Origin of the sequence: Streptomyces sp. NBC_00989 (assembly GCF_045162655.1) — a bacterium.
Lineage (GTDB): Bacteria > Actinomycetota > Actinomycetes > Streptomycetales > Streptomycetaceae > Streptomyces.
In genome coordinates, this window is the sequence record NZ_CP108728.1 from 1618622 (window position 1) to 1643983 (window position 25362).

The 25362-nt window shown below is 71.5% G+C and carries 23 protein-coding genes; 8 read left to right on the forward strand and 15 right to left on the reverse strand.

Going from position 1 to position 25362, the window contains the following annotated elements; genetic code table 11:
• Nucleotides 1-49 precede the first annotated feature (49 nt).
• Complete coding sequence (lysX, locus tag OG714_RS07340) at nt 50-3322, reverse strand: bifunctional lysylphosphatidylglycerol synthetase/lysine--tRNA ligase LysX (protein WP_406119412.1); 3273 nt, start codon at nt 3320-3322, stop codon at nt 50-52.
• Nucleotides 3323-3412: 90 nt separating this feature from the next.
• Here lysX and OG714_RS07345 point away from each other — a divergent pair, with 90 nt between their 5' ends.
• Nucleotides 3413-3874, forward strand: coding sequence for a universal stress protein (locus tag OG714_RS07345; RefSeq protein WP_406119413.1), 462 nt, complete (start codon nt 3413-3415; stop codon nt 3872-3874).
• Nucleotides 3875-4133: 259 nt separating this feature from the next.
• Here OG714_RS07345 and OG714_RS07350 read toward each other — a convergent pair whose 3' ends face one another.
• Complete coding sequence (locus OG714_RS07350) at nt 4134-4949, reverse strand: alpha/beta fold hydrolase (protein ID WP_406119415.1); 816 nt, start codon at nt 4947-4949, stop codon at nt 4134-4136.
• A gap of 52 nt (nt 4950-5001) precedes the next feature.
• Between OG714_RS07350 and OG714_RS07355 the strand changes: the two genes are divergently transcribed.
• Nucleotides 5002-5493: a MarR family winged helix-turn-helix transcriptional regulator gene (locus OG714_RS07355; RefSeq protein ID WP_406119417.1), complete on the forward strand. Its 492-nt coding sequence runs from the start codon at nt 5002-5004 to the stop codon at nt 5491-5493.
• Nucleotides 5494-5508: 15 nt separating this feature from the next.
• Here OG714_RS07355 and OG714_RS07360 read toward each other — a convergent pair whose 3' ends face one another.
• Nucleotides 5509-6648 carry a CapA family protein gene (locus OG714_RS07360; RefSeq protein WP_406119418.1) on the reverse strand — a complete coding sequence of 380 codons (1140 nt, stop codon included), beginning with the start codon at nt 6646-6648 and terminating at the stop codon, nt 5509-5511.
• Between the two features lie 223 nt (nt 6649-6871).
• Here OG714_RS07360 and OG714_RS07365 point away from each other — a divergent pair, with 223 nt between their 5' ends.
• From OG714_RS07365 to OG714_RS07375, 3 genes are all read left to right on the forward strand, one after another.
• Nucleotides 6872-7417, forward strand: coding sequence for a sigma-70 family RNA polymerase sigma factor (locus OG714_RS07365; protein WP_329262799.1), 546 nt, complete (start codon nt 6872-6874; stop codon nt 7415-7417).
• Nucleotides 7418-7572: 155 nt separating this feature from the next.
• Complete coding sequence (locus OG714_RS07370; protein WP_406119419.1) at nt 7573-8094, forward strand: hypothetical protein; 522 nt, start codon at nt 7573-7575, stop codon at nt 8092-8094.
• Between the two features lie 139 nt (nt 8095-8233).
• Nucleotides 8234-8884, forward strand: a complete 651-nt coding sequence (locus OG714_RS07375; protein WP_406119421.1) for a zf-HC2 domain-containing protein — start codon at nt 8234-8236, stop codon at nt 8882-8884.
• Here the strand turns inward: OG714_RS07375 and OG714_RS07380 are convergent.
• Nucleotides 8871-9692, reverse strand: a complete 822-nt coding sequence (locus OG714_RS07380; protein ID WP_406119422.1) for a helix-turn-helix transcriptional regulator — start codon at nt 9690-9692, stop codon at nt 8871-8873. The two genes, OG714_RS07375 and OG714_RS07380, sit on opposite strands and share 14 nt — an antisense overlap.
• 72 nt (nt 9693-9764) lie before the next feature.
• Between OG714_RS07380 and OG714_RS07385 the strand changes: the two genes are divergently transcribed.
• The gene (locus OG714_RS07385) at nt 9765-10481 is read left to right on the forward strand and encodes an SDR family NAD(P)-dependent oxidoreductase (RefSeq protein ID WP_406119424.1); all 717 of its coding nucleotides are present in this window, start codon (nt 9765-9767) and stop codon (nt 10479-10481) included.
• Here OG714_RS07385 and OG714_RS07390 read toward each other — a convergent pair whose 3' ends face one another.
• The 3 genes from OG714_RS07390 to OG714_RS07400 form a co-directional block, all read right to left on the reverse strand.
• On the reverse strand, nt 10482-11345 hold the full coding sequence (locus tag OG714_RS07390; protein ID WP_406119426.1) for an Fpg/Nei family DNA glycosylase: 864 nt from the start codon (nt 11343-11345) through the stop codon (nt 10482-10484). It lies immediately after the preceding gene.
• 40 nt (nt 11346-11385) lie between these two features.
• Nucleotides 11386-13491 carry a SpoIIE family protein phosphatase gene (locus OG714_RS07395; RefSeq protein WP_406119428.1) on the reverse strand — a complete coding sequence of 702 codons (2106 nt, stop codon included), beginning with the start codon at nt 13489-13491 and terminating at the stop codon, nt 11386-11388.
• A 69-nt stretch (nt 13492-13560) separates the two neighbouring features.
• On the reverse strand, nt 13561-14928 hold the full coding sequence (locus OG714_RS07400; protein WP_406119429.1) for a DUF6777 domain-containing protein: 1368 nt from the start codon (nt 14926-14928) through the stop codon (nt 13561-13563).
• 135 nt (nt 14929-15063) lie between these two features.
• Between OG714_RS07400 and OG714_RS07405 the strand changes: the two genes are divergently transcribed.
• Complete coding sequence (locus OG714_RS07405; protein WP_406119430.1) at nt 15064-16485, forward strand: lipase maturation factor family protein; 1422 nt, start codon at nt 15064-15066, stop codon at nt 16483-16485.
• Here the strand turns inward: OG714_RS07405 and OG714_RS07410 are convergent.
• The 8 genes from OG714_RS07410 to OG714_RS07445 are packed head-to-tail and all read right to left on the reverse strand — an operon-like array spanning nt 16473 to nt 24408.
• Nucleotides 16473-17312 carry an amidohydrolase family protein gene (locus OG714_RS07410; protein WP_406119431.1) on the reverse strand — a complete coding sequence of 280 codons (840 nt, stop codon included), beginning with the start codon at nt 17310-17312 and terminating at the stop codon, nt 16473-16475. The two genes, OG714_RS07405 and OG714_RS07410, sit on opposite strands and share 13 nt — an antisense overlap.
• Entirely contained in the window at nt 17309-17623 is a 315-nt protein-coding gene (locus OG714_RS07415) for an L-rhamnose mutarotase (RefSeq protein WP_406119432.1), read from the reverse strand. The genes OG714_RS07410 and OG714_RS07415 overlap by 4 nt, the downstream gene beginning before the upstream one ends.
• On the reverse strand, nt 17620-18651 hold the full coding sequence (locus tag OG714_RS07420; RefSeq protein WP_406119433.1) for an aldo/keto reductase: 1032 nt from the start codon (nt 18649-18651) through the stop codon (nt 17620-17622). The genes OG714_RS07415 and OG714_RS07420 overlap by 4 nt, the downstream gene beginning before the upstream one ends.
• Complete coding sequence (locus OG714_RS07425) at nt 18648-19403, reverse strand: SDR family NAD(P)-dependent oxidoreductase (RefSeq protein ID WP_406119434.1); 756 nt, start codon at nt 19401-19403, stop codon at nt 18648-18650. Before OG714_RS07425 ends, OG714_RS07420 begins: the two co-directional genes overlap by 4 nt.
• Nucleotides 19400-20740 carry an L-fuconate dehydratase gene (locus OG714_RS07430; RefSeq protein ID WP_406119435.1) on the reverse strand — a complete coding sequence of 447 codons (1341 nt, stop codon included), beginning with the start codon at nt 20738-20740 and terminating at the stop codon, nt 19400-19402. The genes OG714_RS07425 and OG714_RS07430 overlap by 4 nt, the downstream gene beginning before the upstream one ends.
• A 59-nt stretch (nt 20741-20799) precedes the next feature.
• Nucleotides 20800-21828, reverse strand: coding sequence for an ABC transporter permease (locus tag OG714_RS07435; protein ID WP_406119436.1), 1029 nt, complete (start codon nt 21826-21828; stop codon nt 20800-20802).
• Complete coding sequence (locus tag OG714_RS07440) at nt 21821-23326, reverse strand: sugar ABC transporter ATP-binding protein (RefSeq protein ID WP_406119437.1); 1506 nt, start codon at nt 23324-23326, stop codon at nt 21821-21823. Before OG714_RS07440 ends, OG714_RS07435 begins: the two co-directional genes overlap by 8 nt.
• Nucleotides 23323-24408, reverse strand: coding sequence for a sugar ABC transporter substrate-binding protein (locus OG714_RS07445; RefSeq protein ID WP_406119438.1), 1086 nt, complete (start codon nt 24406-24408; stop codon nt 23323-23325). Before OG714_RS07445 ends, OG714_RS07440 begins: the two co-directional genes overlap by 4 nt.
• Nucleotides 24409-24571: 163 nt before the next feature.
• Between OG714_RS07445 and OG714_RS07450 the strand changes: the two genes are divergently transcribed.
• On the forward strand, nt 24572-25300 hold the full coding sequence (locus tag OG714_RS07450; protein ID WP_406119439.1) for a FadR/GntR family transcriptional regulator: 729 nt from the start codon (nt 24572-24574) through the stop codon (nt 25298-25300).
• The last annotated feature ends 62 nt before the right edge of the window (nt 25301-25362 follow it).

The window sequence follows — 25362 nt, forward strand, 5'->3', positions numbered from 1 at the left end:
CACCGGCGCGGCGGCAGGAAAACACCCGCCCGGCCCAGTGTTCGCGCGCTCAGCGGCGCCGGACGAGGGGGAACGGCAGCGTCTCACGGATCGTCAGACCGGTGAGGAACATGACGAGTCGGTCGACGCCGATGCCGAGGCCTCCGGTGGGCGGCATCGCGTATTCGAGCGCGTCGAGGAAGTCCTCGTCCAGCTCCATCGCCTCGGGGTCTCCCCCGGCGGCGAGCAGCGACTGGGCGGTGAGGCGGCGGCGCTGTTCGACGGGGTCGGTCAGTTCGGAGTAGGCGGTGCCGAGTTCGGTGCCGAAGGCGACCAGGTCCCAGCGTTCGGCGAGCCGGGGGTCGGTGCGGTGCTGGCGGGTGAGCGGGGAGACGTCGGTCGGGAAGTCCTTGTAGAAGGTCGGCAGCCGGGTCGGTTCCTCCACGAGCCGTTCGTACATCTCCAGTACGACGTCCCCGCGGCCGTCGTCGGCACCGTACGGCACGCCCGCGCGGTCGCAGAGCCGGTGCAGGCGGGCCAGTTCGGTGTCGGCGTCGATCTCCTCGCCGAGCGCCTCGGAGATCGCGCCGTGGACGGTCTTGACGGGCCAGGGCCCGGAGATGTCGTACTCCTCGCCGTCCTTGCGGGCGACGGGCGAGCCGAAGGCCGCCGTGGCCGCGCCCTGGATCAGTTCGCGGACGAGGTCGAGCATGACGTCGTAGTCGGCGTACGCCTGGTAGGCCTCCAGCATCGTGAACTCGGGGTTGTGCTTGTAGGAGACGCCCTCGTTGCGGAAGGTGCGGCCCATCTCGAAGACCTTCTCCATGCCGCCGACGCAGAGGCGTTTGAGGTACAGCTCGGGGGCGATGCGCAGGTACAGGTCGAGGTCGTAGGCGTTGATGTGGGTGGTGAAGGGGCGGGCGTTGGCGCCGCCGTGGATCTGTTGCAGCATCGGGGTCTCTACCTCCAGGTAGCCGCGCTCCAACAGGCCCTGGCGCAGGGCCTGTACGGCGGTGGAGCGGGCGCGGACGACGCCACGGGCGGCGGGGCTCGCGACGAGGTCGAGGTAGCGCATGCGGACCTTGGCCTCGGGGTCGGTGAGGCCGCGGTGTTTGTCGGGCAGCGGGCGCAGGCACTTGCCGGTGAGCTGCCAGGAGGTGACGAAGACGGTGGGCTCGCCCTGGTCGCTGGTGCCCGCGCGGCCGGTGGCGGTGATGTGGTCGCCGATGTCGGTGTCGGTGACGAAGCGGTCGAGGCCGGGGCCCGACTCGGCGCGGGTGAGGGCGAGTTGGTGGTCGCCTGACCAGTCGCGCAGGGTGAGGAAGACGATGCCGCCGAGGTCGCGCACGAGCATCACCCGCCCGGCGACGGTGACTTGGTCTCCCGCGCGGACCTCGGCGAGGGTGTGGGTGCGCTGGGGGACGCCGACCGGGTAGGGGGCGATGCCCGCGGCGCGCAGCCGGTCGAGTTTGTGGTGCCGGACGCGGACCTGTTCGGGCAGGCCGCTCTCCGGACCGCCGACCTCGTCCGCGCTGTCGGGGCCGAGCGCCGACAGGGGCGGCAGGTCCGCGGTGGTCGCGGGCCGCGGGCCGCTCTTCTGGTGCCCCTTTCCCCAGAGTTGGCGCAGCGACGGTACGGAGACGAAGCCCTCGGCGATGCCGGAGGCGAGGCTGATGCGGGCCAGGGAGGCGGTCTCGCCGTAGCAGATGAAGCGGGGGTACCACTCGGGGTGGTACTTGGCGTTGGAGCGGTAAAGGGCCTCCAGTTGCCACCACTTGGAGAAGAACAGCAGGAGGCGGCGCCACAGGCGGAGTACGGGACCGGCGCCGATGCGGGCGCCCTCCTCGAAGGCCGAGCGGAACACGGCGAAGTTGAGGGAGATCCGGTGGACGCCCAACTTCGGTGCGGCGGCGCAGAGTTCGGCGACCATGAACTCCATGACCCCGTTGGGAGCGGTGCGGTCGCGGCGCATCAGGTCGAGCGAGACGCCGTCGCTGCCCCAGGGGACGAGGGAGAGCAGGGCCAGCAACTTGCCGTCCTCGCCGAGTGCTTCGACGAGGAGGCAGTCGCCGTCGGCCGGGTCGCCGAGGCGGTCCAGGGCCATGGAGAAGCCGCGTTCGGTCTCGGTGTCGCGCCAGGCGTCGGCGCGGTCGACGACCTCCTCCATCTCCGTGTCGGTGAGGGTGGCGTGGCGGCGGACGCGGCAGGTGGCACCGGCGCGGCGGACGCGGCCCACTGCCTGGCGGGTGACGCGCATGTCGCGGCCGGCGAGGTCGAAGTCGGCTACGTGCAGGATGGCCTCGTCGCCGAGTTGGAGGGCGCCGAGTCCGGCGCGGGCGAAGGCCTTCGCCCCGTCCTCGGAGGCGCCCATCACGGCGGGAGCCCAGCCGTGGCGGCGGGCCAGGTCCAGCCAGGTGGCGATGGCGTGCGGCCAGGCCTCGCGGTCGCCGACCGGGTCGCCGCTGGCGAGGCAGACGCCGGCCTCGACGCGGTAGGTGACGGCGGCCTTGCCGCTGGGCGAGAAGACGACGGCCTTGTCGCGCCGGGTGGCGAAGTAGCCGAGGGAGTCGTGGCCGCCGTAGGACTTCAGGAGGGCACGGATGCGGTCCTCCTCGTCGCCGTGCAGGGCCGCTTCGAGGCGTTGGGAGCGGAAGAGGACGGTGGCCGCGTTGAGCAGGGCGAGCGCGCCGAGCAGGCCGAGGAGGAAGAACAGGGCGCGGGGCGGGCGGCCGTCGAAGGAGCGGCCGGAGACCAGGCCACCGCAGACCCGGTCGGCGGCCCAGCCCAGGTGCTGGCTCGTGGGCAGGGTGCCGGGGAACAGGGCGACCAGTCCCCAGCCGGCGAGGATCGCCACGGCGAGCCCGACGAGGAGGACGGCGAGGGCCCGTCGTACGGCCGCGCGGCGGGAGGCGGCGTAGAACTGCTTGCGCGCCACGATCAGCAGGACCAGCAGCAGGGCGCACACGATGAGCGACGGGAGGGACTCGGCGTACAGGCCCAGGGCCACGCCGAGGGCGTCGGTCAGGACCAGCAGGCCGAGGTAGACGACGACCAGCCACCAGGCGATCCTCTTGCGGGCGGCGGTCGCGGCGGCCAGCAGGAACAGGAACACCGCGTAGGCGAGGTTGGCGCTGACGGGGACGATCAGCAGGTCGAGGAAGCGGACCACCGGGCGCAGCACGCGGCGCAGCGGGGCGATGAGGGCGAGCAGGACGCAGAGCAGGCCGAGAGCGCCGAAGAAGGTCGCGAAACCCTCGGGCACTCTGCTGAGGAACCCGTTGCCGGGCGGCCGTATCGGACCCTTGGTGTCCTTGGCTCTCGCGCCCTCCACCGTGGCAGTCATGGTTCCGACTGTAGGAACAGGGCGGGCGGCGCGCCCGTCGAGCGCTCCCGGGCGGGTCCGGGACCTGCGGGTTCCGATAGCCTCACGGCCGTGACGGAACAGCACTCAACTCAGTTCGAGCGGGGCACGGACGGGCCCAAGGTGATCGTGGCCGGAGTGGACGGCTCCGACTCCTCCCTCCGGGCCGCGGCATATGCCGCCGGCCTGGCCAGGCGGCAGGGCGCGCTGCTCGCCATGGTGTACGTGCAGCCGGTGCTGGCGGCGGGCGCGGCGATGGGGGCACCGGTCGCCGACACGACCGACGAGATCGCCGAGAACCTCGTCGCCCAGATCCGCCACGAGACCGAGCGCGTGAAGGGGATATTCGACATCCGCTGGGAATTCCACACGTTCCGCGGCGACCCCTACGGCGGCCTGGTCAAGGCGGCCGACGACCTCAAGGCCGACGCGGTCATCGTGGGCGCCTCGGAACAGGCGGGGCACCGGATCATCGGCTCGGTGGCGGTGCGGCTGGTGAAGGCGGGGCGGTGGCCGGTGACGGTGGTGCCGTAACCTCCGGCGGTGGAGTGGCAGTCGTGGGCGGTCGCGCCGTGGCCGGTGGAGCCGTGGCCCGGTGGTGGTGCCGTAACCGTCGGCGCTCTCGCCGCGGCCGGTGGCGGCCGTGCCGTAGCCGGCAGGGGTGGAGCGGTGGCCGGGCGGTGATGCGCCGGGCCACCGACGACCGTGCCGCGGCCGGTGGCGCTGGTGCCATGGCGGTTCGTACTCGTAGCCGCCGGCGGTTGCGCCCTGGTCGGCCCGTCGCCTCGCTCCGTCAGAGCGCTCCGAGAAAGTCCGTCAGGATCTCGTTGAAGCGTTCCGGGTTCTCCATGTTCGGGTAGTGGCCGACGCCCTCGATGGTCGTGGAGCGGCCGTTCGGGACCGTGTCGGCGAAGCGTTGCGCCATGGCGATGCTGTCCGGCCAGTCGGCTGCGCCGTGGATCGCCAGGACCGGCACGTCCAGCTTCGGGACGCGGGACCACGGGTCGGCCAGGGGGACGTACCAGTCCTGCTCGCCCGGGGTGTGCTTGGAGATCGTGTGGGCGGTGAGTTCGCGCAGGCGGCGGATGACCGACGGGGCGACCTGGTCCGGCGTGCGGTGCGGGCCTGCCACGCCCCGCGTGAACTGGTCGAGCCAGCCCGCGATGTCGCCGGTGGCGAGCAACTGCCCGGCGCGGGCCGTGTGTTCCAGCAGCTCCGGGTCCTTGTACTCGAACACGCTGGTGCCGCCGCCGCTGACGACGATCGCGCGGACGAGTTCGGGGTGTTCCAACGCGGTGTCGGTCGCGACGGCCGCACCCATGGACAGGCCGACCAGGACCGCGGGGCCGAGGTCCAGGTGGCGCAGGAGGCCCGCCAGGTCGTCGGCCCAGCGGAACGGTCCGCTCGCGTTGGCCGAGAAGCCGTGGCCTCGGATGTCGGGCGCGATGACGCGGAAGTCGGCGGCGAGGGACGGTAGTTGGTCGTCGAAGACCCGGTGGTCGGCGAAGCCGGAGTGGAGGAGGACCACGGGGGTGCCGGTGCCCACGTCACGGTAGGCCAGGTCCCCGTCGGCAGATGCGAAGAAGCTCAGTTCCGGAGCAGCTGTCATGACAACCAAGGTGTCATCTTCGGCGGGGGTTTGGCAACCCAGGTGTCATGATGTGCTCGTGAACGACTCCGCTCCCCCGGTTCCCGCCCCGCTGCCCCCCGACGAACTCGGCCATCGCCTCACCGAGGTGTTCGACCTCGTCGGCCCGCTCTACCGGCGCGCGGCGCGCAAGGTGGAGCAGGCCGAACCGGTCGAGGGCGTGTCCGCGGGCGTGCGCGCCGTCCTGAACCTGCTGCGCGTGCACGGGCCCATGACGGTTCCTCAGATGGGCCGCGACCAGGCGCTGAGCCGGCAGTTCGTGCAGCGCATGGTCAACGACGCCGCGACACACGGCTGGGTCGAGAGCGTGCCGAACCCGGCGCACCAGCGGTCCTCACTGATCCGGCTGACCGACGCCGGCCGGTCGACCATCACCGATGTGCTGGGCCGCGAGCACTACTTGATGCGCCAGGTCGGCGGCGAACTGACGGAGGCCGACGTCCGCACGTGCGCACGGGTGCTCACGCAGATGCTGGCCACCTTCGCGCACGTCGACGTCGACTGACCCCGCCCTCTCCCGCTACTTCCCCATCACCAGCCCGTCCTTCGCCGCGCCCCGGCTCAGCACCACCTCGCGGATGCGGTCGCGGTCGCCGGTCAGGTCGGCGCCCTGGCCGATCGCCTGGTTGACGTCGACGACCCGGCCCGCGTCGATGTCGAACAGCTGCGGTACGAACTCCGCCCGGACCACCTCCCAGCGGCCGCCGGGCCGGGCGGGCGGTACGAAGGTGAAGCGGCCGATGGTGCTCAGGTTGCCGCCGGGGTCCTGGGTGCCCGCGTTGTCGTACATCTCGCCGGTGATCTGGTCGCCGAGCCCGTAGACCACCCAGGTGCCGTTGACCTTCTCGTACGCCTGCGGGGCGTGGGCCTGGGTGCCGAGGATCAGGTCGACGTCCGGGCGGCCGTCGGTGCGGGCGGCGGTGAGTTCCCTGGCCAGCGCGAGCTGTTGCGGGTCGGGCGCGTTCTGGCCCGCCGTGCCCCAGCGCAGGGAGACGACGACCACGTCGGCGCCCGCGCGCCGGGCGGCCCGGGCGTCGGCGAGGACGCGGGCGGGGTCGAGGAGGTTGACGGCCCAGGGCTCGGCCGGTGGGAGCGGGACGCCGTTCGTGTCGGCGGTGTAGGCGAGGTGGGCGACCTTCGCCGGACCGGCGCGCAGCAGGGTGACCGTGCGCGCCTCGGCGTCGGTGCGCGCCGTCCCCGCGTGCCGTACGCCGGCCCGGTCGAGGGTGTCGAGGGTGCGCTGGATGCCGGCCGTGCCCTCGTCGAGGCTGTGGTCGGACGCGGTGGAGCAGCTGTCGTAGCCGGTCGCGGCGAGGCCCTGGGCCGCCTCGGGCGGGGACGTGAGGGGCCCGGCGCCGATGGGGTCGCCGTAGCCGCTCTCGACGTGACACAGCGCCAGATCGGCGCGGGAGACGAGGGGTTGGACCGCGGCGAGCATCGGCCGGAAGTCGTAGCCGGTGCCGCCGGCGTCGAAGCGGGCGCGGTCGACGACGGCGCTGTGCGGGAGGACGTCACCGGCGGCGACGAGGGTGAAGCCGCGGGCGGCGGGGGGCGCCGGGCGGCCGGACGCCTTCGGGTCGTGGTGCTGGGCCTGACAGGCGGCGGCCGCGGTGAGAATGCCTGCGACGGCGACGGCCACCTGCTGTCTGCGTGCGATCATCAATTCACCCCACTGTGGTCATATTTACCCACCGATAGGTATGAACTTCACCGCCCCCGCAAACGACTTCCGGCCTCTCATGACCCGTCCGGTGTGCGCGTGCGGCGGATCGCCGGGGGACGCGGACCGTTCGTCGCACCGTTCGTCGACGCGATCGACCGTCCGCCGCAAGCCCCTCGTGCGCCCCCTGTCCCCGAACGTCCCCCTGCGATGCCATACGGCCATGACGGCCGGACCCACGCTCAGAGACGGAACGACCGCCGAGCACGAGCTCGCCGCACTGCAGCGCGAGCACGGCAGGCCGCTGTTCGCGCTGCTGCTCCGGCTCTGCGACGGCGACCGCCAGCGCGCCGAGGACCTCGTCCAGGAGACCCTCGTCCGGGCCTGGCAGCACCCCGAGGCGCTGCGCGCCGACGACTTCGAGTCCGTACGGCCCTGGCTGCTGACGGTGGGCCGGCGGCTCGCCATCGACGCGCGCCGGGCCCGGCAGGCGCGACCGCCCGAGGTCGGGGACGCGGTGCTGGAGAACGCACGCGTATGCGCCGATCACGCGGAACGGTCGGCGGCGACGCTCGATGTGCGGGAGGCTGTGAAGACACTCACTCCGGAGCACCGTGAAGTCCTGGTGCTGGTGTATTTCCACGGGGCGAGTGTGGCGGAGGCCGCGGCAGCACTCGGGATTCCGCCCGGTACGGTGAAGTCCCGCGCGTACTACGCGCTGCGCGCCCTCCGCCGGGTGCTTCCGGGCTATGCGGCCGACCTGCGGTGAAACCAATTCATTAGTCAAACCTCCGTAAAGCGCCTTGCTCAGAACCCGGTTGAGTAATCGGCTGTCCTCATCCGTGTTCCGGACTGGGGGGCCCGGGGTTCCTGACGGAGCCCAGGGCCGGGCGACGCGCACGCACCGGAGGAAGGCAGGAAGGGATGCTGCACAGAGGTCAAGAGAGCACGGACGGCACCGGCGGCGGTGAACTCGTCGTCCCCATGGCGTGGCTGTACGCCGAGTACATCGCCGACGAGTTGCTGCGGACCGGCGACCTGATGCCGCCGACGTCCTTCGAGTTCCGCGCGGGTCGGGACGCGCTGGCGCTGACCATCTTCCTCTCCGACACGGACGGCGAGTTGTCCGGTATCCGAGTGGTGACCCAGTTGGAGACCTGGCTTTCGCTCACGGCGTACGACCAGCCGTGGCAGGACTGGGTCGGGACACGTATGTCCAGGTTGACGGCGGAGGCCGCCGAATCCGGTGCGGACGCACCGGACTTGGCACTGGCGGAGGCCGCCTGGCGCTGGCTGGAGGAGACCGAACTGCTCGCGCCGGATCTGGACGCGGTGCCGGGGCCGGGAGGCGGTCCGGTGACCGGTGAGGACGACGGGCCGAAGGTCTGGACGCCCGCCTGGCAGCTGGGTCTGCCGCTCGGCCATCTCGCCATCCATCTTTTTTGAGATGGGACCAATCCGCGGGCCCGGCCGCTCCGAATCAGTTGCTTGGGATTCTGTGTGCCTTGAGTGATTCGACTGTCTGGTGCGTACCGATGGGAGCAAGGAGTAACCCCACCCGCACCTAACGGCACGAGGATTCGGCATGAGGTCCCTGGAAAGGCATCGCGACGTCGGCGCGTACGCGCTCGGCGTGCTGGACGAGGCGGACGCCTTCCGCTTCGAGGATCACCTCATGGAGTGCACCAGTTGCGCGGCTCATGTGACCGAATTCGGTCCCGCCTCACGGCAGTTGATGCTGTACCGGCGTGCGACGCCGCGCTCTGTGCACCCCATGGCACAACCCGGTCCGCGGCTTCTGGACCGGTTGCTCGGCGAGGTGGCCTCGCGCCATCGGGCCGGACGGCGCCGGTTTCTGTACGCCGTGGCCGCCTCGGTGGTGTTCGCCGTGGGCGGGCCCGCGGTGGCGACCCTGGCCGCGCACGGCGACAACGCCGTGCAACTCACCGCGACCGACGCCAAGTCGGGCGTGTGGGCGCAGGTCACGGCCGCGAACGAGAACTACGGCAGTGACGTGTCCCTCAAGATCAAGGACGGTGCGGGCCCCCGGTCCTGTCGTCTCGTGGTCGTCGGCCGCGACGGTTCCGAGCAGACCGTGACCAGTTGGAACGTGCCCGCGCACGACGCGACGATGATCACGATGCAGGGTGGCGCGGCGATGCACCCCGCCGAGATCGACCACTACGACGTCCGGACCGCGGACGGACTTCAGTTGGTACGGCTCACCTCGCACTGAAGTCCCGGCCTGCTGCGGCCAGTTGCCGCAGGGCCCGGGCGGAGGGGGTCCCCGGATCCGCGGTGACGAAGACCACCTGCTGGTCGTCGTGCGGAACGGTGAGCACATCGCAGTTCACCCGCAGCCGGCCCGCCTGCGGGTGGGTGAGGGTCTTGGTGCGATGACCGGGGGCGTGCACGGGACCGGTCTCCCATATCGCCCCGAACTCCTCGCTGCCGGCGCGCAGTTCGGCCAGCAGGCGGGCGAGCCCCGGGTCGTACGGGTAGCGGTCCGCGGCGCGGCGCAGCCGGGACACCACGATGTGGCCCAACTCCTCGGCGCTGGAGCTCTCTTGGGCCTTTTCCAGGAAGCGGCGACGCGCCAGATTCGGCCGCTCGTCGAGATCGCCGCCGAACAGGGCATCCGCCAGCGGGTTCCAGGCGATGACGTCGTACGTGGCATCCGTGACGATCGCCGCCGTGTCCGGGATGCGGCGCAGCAGGGCCGCCACATGCGGACTGACGGTCCGCACCGGCGCGGCGAGCGGCGTCACCTGCGTCCCCGCCAGCCGGAACAGATGGGTCCGCTCGGCCGGGGTCAGCCGGAACACTCCGGTGAGGGCGTCGAGGATGCGGGGCGAGGGGCGCGGCCCGCGGGCCTGTTCCAGGCGGGCGTAGTAGTCGACGGACATGTGGGCCAACTCGGCGACCTCTTCGCGCCGCAGCCCGAGGGTCCGCCGGGACGGTTCGCCGGGCAGGCCCACATCGGCGGGCGCCAGCTTCTCCCTGCGGCTCCTCAGAAATCGGGCCAGTTCCTGCTTGCCGGTCACTGTGCCTCCCTCCGGCTGCCAGGGATCGGCTGTCCCTGGTTCGACGGCGGCGACTGCGGAATCGTCGTCCCCATGAACGATTCCACAGCACTGGTCACCGGCGCGAACAAGGGCATCGGCAAGGAGATCGCCCGCCTGCTCGTAGCCGAGGGATTCACGGTCCACGTCGGCTCGCGCGACGCGGACCGGGGCGAACGCGCCGTGGCGGAACTGGGCGGCGGCGCAAGGCTGTTGCTCCTCGACGTCACGAGCCCCGACAGCATCACCGCGGCGGCACGGCAGGTGGACGCCCTGGACGTCCTGGTCAACAACGCGGGCATCATGGCCGGCGGAAGCCGGGCACCCGAGGCGGACCTCGACGACTTCCGCCGTACGTACGAGACGAACGTCTTCGGCGTCCTGGCGGTCACCAACGCGTTCCTCCCGGCCCTGCGCCGCTCCCCGCACCCGCGCATCGTGAACATCTCCAGCGGCACCGGCTCCCTGACCTGGAGCGCCGACCCGGACCGCGAGTTCGCCGCCCACGCCGGAGCGGGCGCCGCCTACCGCTCGTCGAAGGCGGCCCTCAACGCCCTGACCCTCTTCTACGCCCAGTCCCTCGCGGCGGACGGCTTCAAGGTGAACGCCCTCGCCCCGGGCCTACGGGCGACGGACCTCAACAAACGGGCCGCGGCGAGCGCCGGGGATCCGGCGGAGGCGGCACGGGGCGCGGTCGACCTGGCGCTGCTGCCGGACGACGGTCCGACGGGGCGGTTCCTGTCCTGGGACGGGACGGGGGTGCCCTGGTAGCTACTTGAGCAGTTTCGACATCCGCCGGTCCGCCAGCGGCTTGCCGCCCGTCTGGCAGGTGGGGCAGTACTGGAGCGAGGAGTCGCTGAAGGAGACCTCGCGGATGGTGTCGCCGCAGACCGGGCAGGGTTCGCCGGTGCGGCCGTGGACACGCAGGCCGCTCTTCTTCTCCGCCTTCAGGCGGCCCGCGGCCACGCCTCGGGAGCGGTCGATTGCCTCCGTGAGTGTGGTGCGGAGGGCCGTGTAGAGCGTGTGGGTCTCGGCCGGGGTCAGGGACGACGCCAGTTTGAAGGGGGACATCCTGGCCGCGTGCAGGATCTCGTCGCTGTACGCGTTGCCCACCCCGGCGATCAGGGTCTGGTCGCGCAGGGCGCCCTTGAGCTGGCGGCGTTCGTCCTTCAGGAGTTCGGCGAAGGCCGGCTCGTCGAAGGCGTCGGCGAGGGGGTCGGGGCCGAGGCGGGCGACACCCGGGACCTCCTGCGGGTCGGCGACGACGTACACCGCGAGGCGCTTCTGGGTGCCCGCCTCCGTGAGGTCGAAGCCCTCGCCGGTCTCCAGGGCCACGCGGAGCGCGAGTGGGCCCTTGCCGGGGCGGGGCGGGCCGTCCGGGAGACGGTCCTTCCAGTGCAGCCAGCCCGCACGGGCGAGGTGGGTCACGAAGTGCGGGCCGCCGTCCGTCTCGACGTCCAGGAACTTGCCGTGGCGGTGCACGGCCACCACCTCGTGTCCCTCCAGCGCGGTGGGCGGAGGGTCGTACGTCTTCAGGACGCTGATGGCGACGGGCAGCACCCGTACGATCTCGTGGCCGACGAGGTGTTCGGTCAGGAAGTCCTTCAGCGCTTCGACCTCGGGAAGTTCCGGCATACGTCCAGGGTGCCATCAGAGGCCCGTGGGGTCAGCTCGGTCAGGTCGGGCCGGATCTGTTCGGATCCGGTCCGCCGCGGTCCGGGATCAGGAACTCGCACCACACGCACTTGCCGCTGCCGCGCGCCTCCACGCCCCACACGTCCGTGAGCAGGTCGACCAGGAGCAGACCGCGCCCGGAGACACCGCTCTCGCCCGCCTCACGGCGGCGCGGGAGGGCACTGGAGGAGTCCTCGACCTCCACGCGCAGCCGCCGTTCGGTGCCGTCGAGGACCCTGAGGGTGACGATCGCGGAGCCTTCGGTGTGCATCAGCGCGTTGGTGATCAGCTCGTCGGCGACCAGTTCGACCTCGTCGGAACGCTCGCCGGCGCCCCACGCGCGGACCGCGGCCCTGATCATGTGCCGCGCCCCGGTGAGGGCCTCGGAGTCGCCGGGGGCCACATGCTGCTGGAGCCGCCCGCCGGACCGCGGGGCGTCGAGTCCGCGCCGGCGCATCAGGAGCAGCGCCACGTCGTCCTCGCCGCCGCGCTCCTCGGCCACGTCGATGAGCAGGTCGGCGAGGTCGCGTACGTCGTCGGGGCCGGAGGCGATGAGCGCGGCGAGGGTCCGCATGCCGTCGTCGAGGTCGGCCCCGGGCTGTTCGACGAGGCCGTCGGTGCACAGCAACAGGGTCTCGCCGGGGGCGAGTTCGATGGTGGAGACGGGGTATTCGAGCCGCCCGAACTCGGCGGACAGCCCGAGCGGCAGCCCTCCCACGACGGTCGCCCGACGGCAGGTCCCGTCCAACTGCCGGACCAGCGGGTCGATATGACCTGCCCGGACCACCTGGACCACTCCGGTCGACAGGTCGACCTCGGCGTAGAGGCAGGTGGCGAAGCGCTCGGTGTCGAGTTCGTGGAGGAAGACGGAGGCGCGGGCCATCACCGTGGCCGGGGTGTGTCCCTCGGCGGCGTACGCCTTGAGGACGATGCGCAGTTGCCCCATGACGGCGGCGGCGTGCGTGTCGTGGCCCTGGACGTCGCCGATGACCGCGCCGACCCGCCCGCCCGGCAGCGGGATGAGGTCGTACCAGTCGCCGCCGATGTCCCGCCCGAGCTTCGCGGACCGGTAGCGGACGGCGACGTCGGCGCCCGGGACGCTGGGGATGGCGCGCGGCAGCATGGCCTGCTGGAGGCCCTGCGCGAGGTCCTTCTCCTGCTCGTAGAACATGGCCCGCTGGAGGCTCTGCGCGATGCTGCTGCCCAGCGCGACGAGCACGTTGCGCTCGTCCGCCGAGAAACCGCGCCGGTCGCTGTAGAGCAGACCCATCGCACCGATCGGCCGTGCCTGCGCGATCAGCGGCAGATAGGCGGCCGCCGTGATGTTCAGCTCGGTGATGTGCGGCCACAGCAGCGGATACCGCTCGGCGAACTCCGCCGGCGACTCGATGAACGCCGGGGCGAGGGTCCGTACGACCTCCCCCATCGGGTACTGCTCGTCGATCCGGGTGACCTCCGTGCCGGGCACGAAGCTGCCCTCGGGGCCCTCCGCGACCAGCCGGATACGGCCGGCCTCCACCAGGCCCATGACCAGGCTGGTCGCGCCGAGGTGGACGAGGCCGTGGGTGTCCTTGAGGACGTCGATCACGTCCTGGACGGTCCGGGCGTGCGCGAGGGCCGCGGTGGTGAGCTGCACGACGTTGGTCTGCCGGCGCAGCGCCGCGTCCTGGGCCGCCTGCTCACGGCGGGCCGCGCTCTCGGCGAGCTCCCGCGTGGCGTCCCGGACGATGCCGATGATCCGGCGCGGGCGACCCGTCTCGTCGCGCCGGATGTAGCCCTGGGTGTGGGTCCAGCGCAGGCTGCCGTCGCGCAGCCGCATACGGAAGTAGGCGCCGTAGTTCTCGCTGCCGTCCTTCAGGGCCTGGGAGACGAGACCGTCGAGCCGGTAGCCCTCCGGCGGCGGTACCCGGATCGCCAGCGACTCGGGCCGCCCGTCGTATTCGTCGGGGCGCAGGTCGAAGACCTCGTGGGCCTGGGCGTCCATGTGGAACAGGCCGTTGTCCAGGTCCCAGTCGAAGCTGCCCATGCGGTTGAGCGCCAGGATCGGGTCCGGGTGGGCGGGCCAGTCGTCCGGGAGTGACAGGGCGCTCGCTCCCCGATCAACCATGCGGCCCACCTTGCCAGGATTTGCCCGATTATTCGACTTGTCCGAGCGCTACGGCGGCACCCTGAGCACTTAGCTGTCGAACATGTTCGTCGGGCTGTCGAAGATGCTGCCGGTACCGGTGTCGTCGGGGATCAGCCCGCCACCGTCGGGCAGGTCAGGGGTCTCCGGGACGGTCGGCGGACCGATCTCGTCCGGGGAGTCCTGACCCTGGGACGGCGCCGGTACGACCGTCCCGGCGCCCGGGGTGGCCCCGCGCTGCGACGGGGTGAGGGTGGTGCCGGGCGGGCTGGTCGTCGGGGTGGCCGTGACGGTGGCGGCGGGGCAGTCCGTGGCGCCCGGGGACGGTGCAGTGCCGGGTGCGACGCCGGTCGCGCCCGGGGTGACGGTGACGGTCGGAGTGACGCAGTCGGTGGCGGACCCCGACGGGGTGGGGCTGCCGCCGGGGGACGCACTCCCGTCGCCCGGGGAGGAGCTCTGCCCCTGGCTCTCGCCCGGGCTCTGGCTCTGGGACGTGCTCGCGCTGCTGCTGGGCGAGGGGCTCGTGCCGCCGGGCGAGGCGCTGGACCCGCTGTCGTGCGGTCGCGGCGACGGACCCGTACGGGACGGTGTCGGCGTCGGCGTCACGTGCGGCGGCCGGGGTACGACGTGGTCGTGGTGGGGCCCGCGATGACCGAGGGGCCGTTCGATCCAGGTGTTGTCGACGATGTTGATGATCGTGATGTTGGTGATCACCTGGGGCGCCGGGGTCACCACGACGACTCCTGCGGGCCGGAACCCGGACCAGGACCGCCCGCTGTCCCCGAGCGCGCCCTGCCCGGCCACGCCCGCCTTGAGCGGGTTGCCACAGGCGCAGCGGACCCGGGGCACGCCCCGGTTGTCGACGAGGACGGCGGTACCGGTCTGGAGGACCGACTGGAACCCGGTCACCCGCGCGTCCCGGAACCCGTGGTTGGTGACCTGGGTGTCGGCGCGCAGCACGACCGAGGTCAGCCCGCGCAGATAGCCGGGGATACCGCCCGGGGAGATCCCCTCGGCCCGCGCGAAAGCGCGGGCCTTGGCCTGGTCGCGGGTGAGATAGGAGATCTGCCGCTCGACGTCGCAGCTGCCGGTCCGCGCGGTCCCGCCGTACAGGCCGGGCGTGGCGCCGGAGACGGTACGCATGGGGCCGGAGGGCGTGGACACGGTCCCCGTGGGTGTCACCTGCGGAGGCGGAGACTTCCGAGGTGTGGACTGCGGCGTTCGGGTGACCCGTGGTGGGGCGCTCGGCGCGGTGGCCGTGGAGTCCGTGAAGGGGTCGGGGCCCTGTGCCGCGACGGGCTGGAGGAAGACCTCGCCGGTCGACTTCGTGTCCTTGCCGCCGTCGCCGCCGCAGCCGGCGACGAGGAGCGTCGCCGAGAGCGCGCAGGCCGTGGCGATGGTTCCGGTGGATGTGCGCACCAGGTTCTCCCGCCTCAAGCCGGGTGATTCGCCACTATTGTCTGCTTCACTCACATGGGTTACGCAACCGGAGGCATGGGACACGGAGAGTGAAGGTCGGCTCGGGCACGCCGACGGAGGGAGGAGGTCACGGTCGTGGGATGGTTCACCGCACCCGACTACTGGCTGAGCCGGCTCGTCTTCCAGCGCGCGTTGGCCGGCGTCTACCTGATCGCGTTCCTCACGGCGGCCCGCCAGTTCCGCGCGCTGATCGGCGAACGCGGCATGCTGCCGATCCCCCGCTTCCTCGCCCTGACGCCGTTCCGCCGGGCCCCGAGCATCTTCCAACTCCACTACACGGACCGCTTCTTCGCGGCCTGCGCGTGGACGGGCTGCGCGGTGTCGGCGGCCCTCGCCGCCGGGCTCGACTCCCAACTCCCGCTCTGGGGCGGGATGTTGTTGTGGCTCATGCCGTGGGTGCTGTACCTGTCGATCGTCAACGTGGGCCAGACCTGGTACGGGTTCGGCTGGGAGTCACTGCTGCTGGAGGTCGGCTTCCTGGCCGTCCTCCTCGGCAACGACGAGGTGGCGCCACCGGTCCTGGTGCTGTTCCTGCTCCGCTGGATCCTGTTCCGGGTCGAGTTCGGCGCGGGTCTGATCAAGCTGCGCGGCGACGCGTGCTGGCGGAAACTGACCTGCCTGGACTTCCACCACGAGACACAGCCGATGCCGGGCCCGCTGAGCTGGTTCTTCCACCACCTCCCCCGGCCCCTGCACCGGGTGGAGGTGGCCGCCAACCACGTGACCCAACTCCTCGTCCCCGTCCTGCTGTTCACCCCGCAGCCGGTCGCGACGGCCGCCGCGTCCCTGATGATCGCGACCCAGCTGTGGCTGGTCCTGTCCGGCAACTTCTCCTGGCTGAACTGGCTCACCATCGTGCTGGCCCTGTCGGCGGTCGAGTTCCCCCACACGGCACCACCCGTACCCGACCCGCCCGTCTGGTACGAGGCCGTGGTCGTCACGGTCGCCGCCCTGCTGCTCTGGCTCGGTCACCGCCCGGTCCGCAACATGGTCTCCAGCCGCCAGATCATGAACCGCTCCTTCGACCCGCTCCATCTGGTCAATTCCTACGGCGCGTTCGGCACCGTCGGCCGCATCCGCCACGAGGTGGTGATCGAGGGCACGACGGACGCCGTACCCCGTGCGGACTCCGACTGGCGGGAGTACGAGTTCAGGGGCAAGCCGGGCGACCCACGCCGCTGGCCGCGCCAGTTCGCGCCGTACCACCTGCGGCTGGACTGGATGATGTGGTTCGCGGCCCTCTCCCCCGGCTACGCCGACCCGTGGTTCGGCGCCCTGGTGGAACGCCTCCTGGAGAACGACCGGGACACGCTACGGCTGTTGCGCCGCTCCCCGTTCCCGCCCGACACGCCCCCGCGCCATGTACGGGCCCGTCTCTTCCGCTACCGCTACACGAGTTGGCGGGAGTTGCGGGAGACGGGCGCGTGCTGGGAGCGGACGTTCGTGCGGGAGTACCTGCCGCCGACGCGGTTGGCGGCAGATATTCAGAGGCCGTAGACGCGGGTGGCGGTGCCCTCGAAGACCTCGGCGCGTTCGGCCGCGCTGAGGTCGTCCGTCAACTCCCCCGCCGAGTCGGCGACTTGGCCGTACGTCGCCGCCAAGGTGCACACCGGCCAGTCCGAACCGAACATCAGCCGGCTCGGGCCGAAGGCGTCGAGTGCGGTGTCCGCGTAGGGGTGCAGGTCTTCGGTGCTCCAGGTCTTCCAGTCGGCCTCCGTGACCAGGCCGGACAGTTTGCAGTACGTGTTGGGGAGCGCGGCGAGGGAGCGGAGGGAGGTCGCCCAGGGCTCCAGTCGTCCCGAGGCGATGGGTGGTTTGCCCAAGTGGTCGAGGACGAAGGCGAGTTGGGGCAGGGAGGCGGCCACCTGCACGGCGGCGGGGAACTGGTGGGGCAGGAGCAGCAGGTCGTAGACGAGTCTCGCGTCGGCGACGGCGGTGAGGCCTCGGCGTACGTCCGGGCGCAGCAGCCAGTTCGGGTCGGGCTCGCCCTGTACCTGGTGGCGGATGCCCTTGAGGTAGTGGCCGCCGGGGAGTTCGCGCAGGCGGGCGAGTTCGTCGGTGACGTCCGGGCTCGTGAGGTCGGTCCACCCGACGACTCCGGCGATCAGGTCGTGCGTGTCGGCGAGGGCCAGGAACTCCGGGGTCTCCTCGGCGACGGTGATCGTCTGGACGAGGACGGTCCGGTCGACGCCGGCCGCCCGGGCCTCGGGTACGAGGTCGGGGACGGTGAAGTCCCGGCGCAGCGGCTGGAGTTCGGGGCCGGTGATCCAGTCCTGGTCGCGGACCGAGAGGTCCCAGACGTGGTGGTGCGCGTCGACCGTCATGGCAGCTCCCATACGACGGGCAGGCCGGCGTCGGCGCCCTTGCCGGAGTAGTCGTGCACCACGCCGAGGAGCTGGGCCATGCGGGCCTGCCAGGCGACGTTCACCGGGAGCTGGTCCAACTCGGCGAGCAGGCGGGCGTAGTCGTCGCATTCCAGGACGTGGAAGAGGTCGGTGCCGCTGCGCCAGATCGTCCAGGAGGTGGCGCCGGCGGCGTGGATCGCGGCGGTGAGTTCCTTGGGGACCTCGCGGTGGGCGCTCTCGTACTCGGCGACGCGGTCGGCGCGGACCTTGGTGTGCAGGGCGACTCTCACGACGGCTCCTCCGGCGGCTTCCCCGACTGCTTCTCCGACGGTTCCCCGGTGAGTCCGGGAACGGGGACGTCGGCGGACAGGAGCCCGGTGTCCCGCAGTTCCCGCCAGAACGCGGCGGGCACGGCGGCGGCGAACTGCTCGGCGCAGTCCCGTACTTCGGCCTCCGACCGGGCGCCGACCAGGACACTCGCCACGGCCGGGTGCGCCGCGCAGAAGGCCAGGGCGGCGGCGCGCAGGGTGATGCCGTGACGCTCGGCCACGGCCTTCATGCGCAGGGCACGGTCCAGCAACTCGGCGGGCGCCTGGGCGTAGTTGTACGTCGCGTCGGGCTTCGGGTCCGCCAGCAGGCCGGAGTTGAAGGCCCCGCCGATGACCACCGACTTGCCGCGTGCGACGGCGGCCGGGAGCAGTTCGGTGAGCGCGCTCTGGTCGAGCAGGGTGTAGCGGCCGGCGCACAGCACCACGTCCACGTCCGTGTCCTGGACGAACCGGGTCAGCATGTCGGCCTGGTTCATGCCCGCGCCGATCGCGCCGACGACGCCCTCCGCACGGAGCTTCTCCAGCGCCGGATAGCCCTCACGGAAGGCCTGTTCGGCGTGGTCGTCGGGGTCGTGGAGGTAGACGACGTCGACGTGGTCGAGGCCGAGCCGATCCAGGCTGGCGTCCAGGGTGCGGCGTACCCCGTCGGCACTGAAGTCCCAGACGCGCTGGTGGGTCGCCGGCACGGCGAAGCCGTTGGCGAGGTCGTCGCCGGCAGCCGCCTCAGCGGGTTCCAGCCGCCGTCCCACCTTCGTGGAGACCGCGTACGACGAGCGCGGATGCTCTCGCAGGGCCGCTCCCAGGCGCCGCTCGGACAGCCCGAGGCCGTAGTGCGGTGCGGTGTCGAAGTAGCGAATGCCTTGCTGCCAGGCCGTGTTGATGGCCAGGGATGCCTGATCGTCGCCGACCGCGGTGTACAGGTTGGCGATCGCGGCGCCGCCGAAGCCCAGTCCGCTGACCTCGACCCCGCTCCCTCCGAGGGCGTTCACTGGCCCACCGGCCGCAGCCGCAGGCCCTGCATGCCGCCGTCCACGGCGAGTGACGTGCCGGTGGTGGCGCCGGACAGGGGGCTCGCCAAGTAGGCGATGGCGCCCGCGACTTCGGCCGCCGAGACGAGCCGGCCGGAGGGCTGGCGGGCGGCCAGGGCGGCGCGTTCGGCGGCCGGGTCGGAGGCGGAGTCGAGGAGGCGGCCGACCCAAGGGGTGTCCGCCGTGCCGGGGTTGACGCAGTTGACGCGGACGCCCTCGCGGAGGTGGTCGGCGGCCATGGCGAGGGTGAGGGAGTACACGGCGCCCTTCGTGGCGCTGTACAGGGCGCGTTGGGGCAGTCCCGCCGTGGCCGCGATGGAGCAGGTGTTGACGATCGCCGCGTGGGAGGACTCACGCAGGTGCGGGAGCGCGGCGCGGGCGACGCGGACCATGCCGATGACGTTGACGTCGAGGACGCGGTGCCATTCCTCGTCGTCGTTGTCCTCGACGGTGCCCTGGGCGCCGATGCCGGCGTTGTTGACCACCACGTCGAGTCCGCCGAGGTCGGCGACCGCGGCGGCGACGGCCTGGCGTACGGAGGCGGCGTCGGTGACGTCGGCGCGGTAGCCGAGCAGCGGCTTCTCGACGCTGCTCGGGTCCAGGTCGAGGACGGCGACCGACGCGCCGCGTTCGGCGAGGAGTTCGGCGGTGGCCCGGCCGATGCCGGAGGCGCCGCCGGTGACCAGGGCCTTGAGGCCCTCGAAGTCGGTCATGCCGCGTGTCCCTTCTGGCGGTCGAGGTCGGCGGCCCAGAAGGTGCCGCCGGGGAACGTGTAGCGCGCGATGGACTCGGGCCGCATGGTGGCCGAGAACCCGGGTGCGGTGGGTGCCATGTAGTGACCTTCGCGGATCACCACCGGATCGAGGAAGTGGTCGTGCAGATGATCGACGTACTCGATGACTCGGTCGTCGGTGGTGCCGGAGACGGCGAGGTAGTCGAACATCGAGAGGTGCTGGACGAGTTCGCACAGTCCGACGCCGCCGGCGTGCGGGCAGACGGGGATGCCGAACTTGGCGGCCAGCAGCAGGATCGCGAGGTTCTCGTTGACGCCGCCGACACGGGCCGCGTCTATCTGGAGGATGTCGAGGGCGCCGGCCTGGAGCAGCTGCTTGAACACGATGCGGTTCTGGACGTGTTCGCCGGTGGCGACCTTGACCGGGGCGACGGCGGCGCGGATGGTGGCGTGACCCAACACGTCGTCGGGGCTGGTGGGTTCCTCGATCCAGTACGGGTCGAACTCGGCGAGTGCCTTGGTCCAGCGGATCGCCTCGGCCACGTCCCAGCGCTGGTTGGCGTCGATCGCCATCCGGATGTCGGGGCCGACGACCGAACGGGCCACCCGGCAACGGCGGATGTCGTCGTCGAGGTCGGCGCCGACCTTCAGCTTGATCTGCCGGAAGCCGTCGGCGACGGCCTGCACCGCGAGCCGGGTGAGCTTCTCGTCGTCGTAGCCGAGCCAGCCCGGGGAGGTGGTGTAGGCGGGGAAGCCGCGCTCCGACAGGATGTTCCTACGGCCCTCCGCGCCCGCCCTGCCACGGCGCAGGATGTCGAGGGCCTCGTCCGGGGTGAGCGCATCGGTGATGTACCTGAAGTCGATCTGGCTGACGAGCCATTCGGGGTCGGCTTCGGCGAGGAGCTGCCACAGCGGTTTGCCGGCGCGCTTGGCGGTGAGGTCCCAGGCCGCGTTGATCACGGCGCCGATCGCCATGTGCATCACGCCCTTCTCAGGGCCCAGCCAGCGGAGTTGGCTGTCGCCGATCAGCTCGCGATTCAACGACCCCGGATCCGCGCAGAGTTCGTCGACCGACCGGCCGATCACATGGTCCCGCAGCGCGTCGATCGCGGCGACCTGGACATCATTGCCCCGCCCGATGGTGAAGGAGAACCCGTGCCCCGCGTGCCCGTCGGCCGCGTCGGTGCGCAGCACGACGTACGCGGCCGAGTAGTCGGGGTCCGGATTCATCGCGTCGGAGCCGTCGAGCTCGCGCGAGGTGGGGAAACGGATGTCGTAGGTGTCGACCGCGGTGATGCGGGCGGGGGTCGGGGACACGGAAGGCCTTTCGGTCGGGTACAGGGATCCGGTGCCGTGCGGGTGCCGGAGCCGGGGGGTCAGTCCTGGGCGCGGCCGGTCGTCACGCGGGCGATCATGAGGGCGACCAGGATGATCCCGCCGTAGATGGCCTGGATCCAGAAGGACGGGACCTGGGCGAGGGTGAGGAGGTTCTGGACGACTCCCAGGAGGAGTACGCCGGTCAGAGCACCGAACATGGTGCCCTTACCGCCGTCGAGGCTGATGCCGCCGATGACCGCGGCCGCCATCACGGTGAAGATCATGTTGTTGCCCTGGTTGGCGCTGATCGCGCCGACGTAGCCGGTCTGCATGACGCCGCCCACCGAGGCGAGGACGCCGGCGACGACGGAGACGCCGAGAAGCATCCGGTCGACGCGGATGCCGGCCGCGCGGGCCGCCTCCTGGTTGCCGCCGATCGCGTACAGGGCGCGTCCGACGCGGTGGTACTTGAGCACGAACCCGGCGATCGCGAAGCAGACGGCGGCCAGCCACACCGACATCGGGACGTTCAGGAAGGTGCTGGTGGCCAGGGTGAAGAAGGAGTCGGGCATGCCGAACAGCGTCTTGCCCTTGGTGGCGCCGACCAGCAGTCCGCGCAGCACGATCAGCATGGCGAGGGTGACGATGAAGGCGTTGAGCTTGAACTTCACCACGAGGATGCCGTTGAAGGCGCCGATGATCCCGCCGACGACGAGGACCGCGACGAGGGCGAGCGGGGCCGCCCACTCGGTGCCCCAGCCGGACTCGGCGGCCGGGAGGACCAGCAGGGCGCCGATGGCGGGCGCGATGCCGACCACCGACTCCAGCGACAGGTCGATCTTGCCGGTGATGAGGATCAGCGACTCGGCCAGGACCACCATCGCGAGCGCGGCGGAGGCGCCGAGGATGGAGATCAGGTTCCGTTCGGTGAGGAACGAGTCGTTGACGATCGCGCCGAGCACCAGGAGCACCAACAGGGCCGGTACGAGGGCGAGTTCACGGGCCCGGCGGAGCAGGACCGTGCGGGCCGAGCCCGCCCCGGTGGCGCGTGGGGCGGCGAGCGGCGGGGCCGCCTTGGTGTCAGCCATGGTCCACTCCTTCGATGGAGGCGATCAGCTCGTGGTCGCGCCAGCCCGCCGGGTGCTCGGCGACGACGCGGCCGTGGAAGAGGACGAGGACGCGGTCGCAGCGCCGCAGGTCGTCGAGTTCGTCGGAGACGACGAGCACGGCGGTGCCGTCGTCGCGGGCGCTGTCCATGCGGGCGAGGAGTGACTCCTTGGACTTCACGTCGACGCCCGCGGTGGGGTTGATGAGGACCAGCAGCCTCGGGTCGGAGGCCAGCGCGCGGGCCATGACGACCTTCTGCGCGTTGCCGCCGGACAGGTCGGAGACGGGCTGTTCGGGGCCCTCGGTGTGGATGTCGAGGCGGTCGATCAGCTCGGTGGCGAAGGCGCGCTTGCGGTCCGTGCCGACGAACCCGAAGCGGCCGAGCCGGTCCAGGACCGTCATGGTGGCGTTGTCCCCGATGGACATGCCGAAGACCAGCCCCTGCCCGTGCCGGTCGCGCGGGACGCATCCGACACCGGCCTTGAGCGCGGCCTGCACATCCCCGAACGGCAGCTTCTCGCCGTCGAGTTGGGCGCTGCCGCCGGTCGGCGTGTACAGCCCGGTGAAGGACTCGGCCAGCTCGATCTTGCCGCTGCCGCTGGACCCGGCGAGTCCGACGACCTCGCCCCGGCGGACGGTGAGGTCGACGTTCTCGTACGACTCGGAGGTGAGCCCTCGTGCGTCGAGGAGGACGGGTGCCGCCTCGTCCAACTCCCGCAGCTGCACCTCCAGTTCGGCGATGGACTCCCCCGCCATGGCCTCCACCAGGGCCCGGCGCGGCAGGTCGGCGACCGGTGCGGTGGTGATCCAGCGGGCGTCGCGCAGCACGGTGACGGTCTGGCACACCTCGTACACCTCCTGGAGGTGGTGCGAGATGAACAGGAAGGTGACGCCCGACTCCTGGAGGGCACGCATCCGCGTGAAGAGCCGCTCGATCTCCCGGTTGTCGAGCTGGGCGGTCGGTTCGTCGAGGACTATGAACCGGGCGCCGAAGCTCAACGCCCTGGCGATCTCCACCATTTGGCGGTCCTCGACCTTGAGGTCGGCGGTGCGCGCCTCGGGGTCGACGTGCACGTCCCAGGTGTCGAGGAGTTCGGCGGCCTCGGTGCGGAGCCTGCGCCAGCTGATGATGCCGCCCCGGGACTGCGGCTGCCGGTTGATGAAGAGGTTCTCGGCGACCGTCAACTCGGGGACCACGGTGGGCTTTTGATAGACGCAGGCCACCTTGGCGCGCCAGGCGTCGCGGTCGGTGAGCGGGGGCGCGGGCTCGCCGTCGAAGCGGACCGTGCCCTCGTCGGGGGCCTGGAGTCCGGTGAGGACGGTGACGAGGGTGGACTTGCCGGCGCCGTTGCGGCCGACGAGGGCGTGGGACTCGCCCGGCAGTACGGTCAGTCGGCCGTCGGCGAGGGCGACGGTGGGGCCGTACCGCTTGACGATTCCCGTCGCCTCCACCAGCGGAGTGGTCGGTGGGCTGCTCATTTGACCGTGTTGCCCCAGAGCTTGGGATCGTCGACGTTGTCCTTGGTGACCAGCGGCGCGGGCAGCTGGTCCTCGAGGATGCCGCTGGGCAGCTTGACGATCGTGGAGTCGTGGTCGGTGGGACCGGGCTTGAAGGTCTTCCCCGCCATCGCGGCCTTGATGTAGTACATGCCGTACTTGGCGTAGGCGTCGGCCGGCTGGGACACGGTGGCGTCGATCTCGCCCTTGCGGATCGCGTCGAACTCCTGCGGGATGCCGTCGTTCGAGACGATCGTGATGTGCCCGGCCTGGCCCGCCTTCTTCAACAGGCCCTTGGACTTGAGGGTCTGGAGGGTGGGCGCGAGGTAGACGCCGCCCGCCTGCATGTAGATGCCCTTGATGTCGGGGTTGGCGTTGAGGAGCGTGTCGAGCTTGGAGGCCGCGGTGTCGGACTCCCACTTGGCGGGGATCTCCAGGACCTTGAGCTTCGGGTACTTCGTCTTGACGCAGGCCCGGAACGCCTCCGACCGGTCACGGCCGTTGACCGAGGCGAGGTCGCCCATGATCTGGACGACCTTGCCGCTGGTGATGTGCGCCCCGAGGTACTCGCAGGCCTTCTCGCCGTACGCGACGTTGTCGGCGCGCACGACCATCGCGACCTTGCCCTTGTCGGGCGCCACGTCGACGGCGACGACCGGCACGCCCTTGCGCTCGGCCTGGTCGAGGCCGGCTTCGATGGCGGCGCTGTCCAGCGGGGCGACGACCAGGCCCTTGACGCCCTGGTTCAGCTCGTTGTTGATGTCGGTGATCTGCTGCGAGGGGTCGCTGTTGGAGTTGACCGTCTTCAGCGCCTGGACACCTTCGGACTTCGCCATCTTCGGCACGTAGTCGTTGTACGACTGCCAGAACGGCGAGGTCAGCAGGGGCAGGATCACCCCGACCTTGCCCGTGCCGCCCCCGCCGGCGCTGGACGCGCCGGTGTCCTTGGTGCTGCCGCACGCCGTGAGCGCGAGGGTGCCGCACGCGGCCGCCGCCGTCGCACGCACCGCCCACGCGGTCAGTCGTCTGCCTTGCCGTCCGTTCCGCACTGTGCTGCCGGCCATCTGTCGGGCTCCTCATCGAGCGGGTTCGAGCAGTTGCCGGAATATTTATCAGACCACTTCGGGGGTGCAACACCCTCAGGAGCCAAATTTTCGCTGTTTCGGGCCGTAGTGGTCGGACCACATCCGTGACTAGACTGCGCGGACCGGCGACAGGAGGAGTGGCGTGGACGAGACCCTGCCGAGTGGGACGGACCCGGTGGCCGCTCCGCCGAAGGGCACGGTGACGCAGCGCGCCATCGACTCGATCAAGGCCTTGATCGGCGAGGGCCGCCTGGAGCCGGGCCAGCGGCTGCCCACCGAGCGCGATCTCGCGGCCCAACTGGGCATCTCCCGCAGCTCGATGCGCGAGGCGATCCGCGCGCTCACGGTGCTCGGCGTCCTGGAGGCCCGGCACGGTTCGGGGATCTACGTCACGCAGCTGGAGGCCGGCGACCTGCTGGAGACCTTCGGTGTCGTCGCCGACCTCTCGCGCGGCCCGGGTCTGGTGGAGCTGCTGGAGGTCCGCCGCATCCTGGAGTCGACGGCGACGGCCCTGGCCGCGGCCCGCATCACCCCGGACCAGCTGGCCGAGGTCGAGAAGCACCTCACGGCGATGAACGCCACCGACGACCCCGAGGAGATCCTCGCCCACGACCTCGCCTTCCACCGCGAGATCGCGGCGGCCGCCGGCAACGACACCATGGCCGCGATCCTGGAGGGCCTGTCGTCCCGGACGTTCCGGGCCCGGGTGTGGCGCGGCTACCAGGAGGAGGGTGCCTTCGCCCGCACCCGCCGCGAACACGCCGCGATCCACCGGGCGTTGGTGGCCCGTGACCCGGAGGCGGCCCGCGCGGCGGCGGCCTCGCACGTGGGCGAGGTGGAGGAGTGGCTCAGGATGCAGTTGGGATCCTGACCGTCACCCGTACGATCGAAGGACCGCCGAAAACCGCCTCGCGTCCGCCGCACGCGCCCTAG

Excerpts from the sequence above, each read along its gene's own strand:
- OG714_RS07360 (WP_406119418.1), bottom strand. The coding sequence starts at position 6,648 with ATGATCGCACGCAGACAGCAGGTGGCCGTCGCCGTCGCAGGCATTCTC.
- OG714_RS07425 (WP_406119434.1), bottom strand. The coding sequence starts at position 19,403 with ATGACCGACTTCGAGGGCCTCAAGGCCCTGGTCACCGGCGGCGCCTCC.
- OG714_RS07375 (WP_406119421.1), top strand. The coding sequence starts at position 8,234 with ATGAGGTCCCTGGAAAGGCATCGCGACGTCGGCGCGTACGCGCTCGGC.
- OG714_RS07365 (WP_329262799.1), top strand. The coding sequence starts at position 6,872 with ATGACGGCCGGACCCACGCTCAGAGACGGAACGACCGCCGAGCACGAG.
- OG714_RS07440 (WP_406119437.1), bottom strand. The coding sequence starts at position 23,326 with ATGAGCAGCCCACCGACCACTCCGCTGGTGGAGGCGACGGGAATCGTC.
- OG714_RS07390 (WP_406119426.1), bottom strand. The coding sequence starts at position 11,345 with ATGCCGGAACTTCCCGAGGTCGAAGCGCTGAAGGACTTCCTGACCGAA.
- lysX (WP_406119412.1), bottom strand. The coding sequence starts at position 3,322 with ATGACTGCCACGGTGGAGGGCGCGAGAGCCAAGGACACCAAGGGTCCG.
- OG714_RS07410 (WP_406119431.1), bottom strand. The coding sequence starts at position 17,312 with ATGACGGTCGACGCGCACCACCACGTCTGGGACCTCTCGGTCCGCGAC.
- OG714_RS07395 (WP_406119428.1), bottom strand. The coding sequence starts at position 13,491 with ATGGTTGATCGGGGAGCGAGCGCCCTGTCACTCCCGGACGACTGGCCC.
- OG714_RS07370 (WP_406119419.1), top strand. The coding sequence starts at position 7,573 with ATGCTGCACAGAGGTCAAGAGAGCACGGACGGCACCGGCGGCGGTGAA.
- OG714_RS07350 (WP_406119415.1), bottom strand. The coding sequence starts at position 4,949 with ATGACAGCTGCTCCGGAACTGAGCTTCTTCGCATCTGCCGACGGGGAC.
- OG714_RS07385 (WP_406119424.1), top strand. The coding sequence starts at position 9,765 with ATGAACGATTCCACAGCACTGGTCACCGGCGCGAACAAGGGCATCGGC.
- OG714_RS07445 (WP_406119438.1), bottom strand. The coding sequence starts at position 24,408 with ATGGCCGGCAGCACAGTGCGGAACGGACGGCAAGGCAGACGACTGACC.
- OG714_RS07435 (WP_406119436.1), bottom strand. The coding sequence starts at position 21,828 with ATGGCTGACACCAAGGCGGCCCCGCCGCTCGCCGCCCCACGCGCCACC.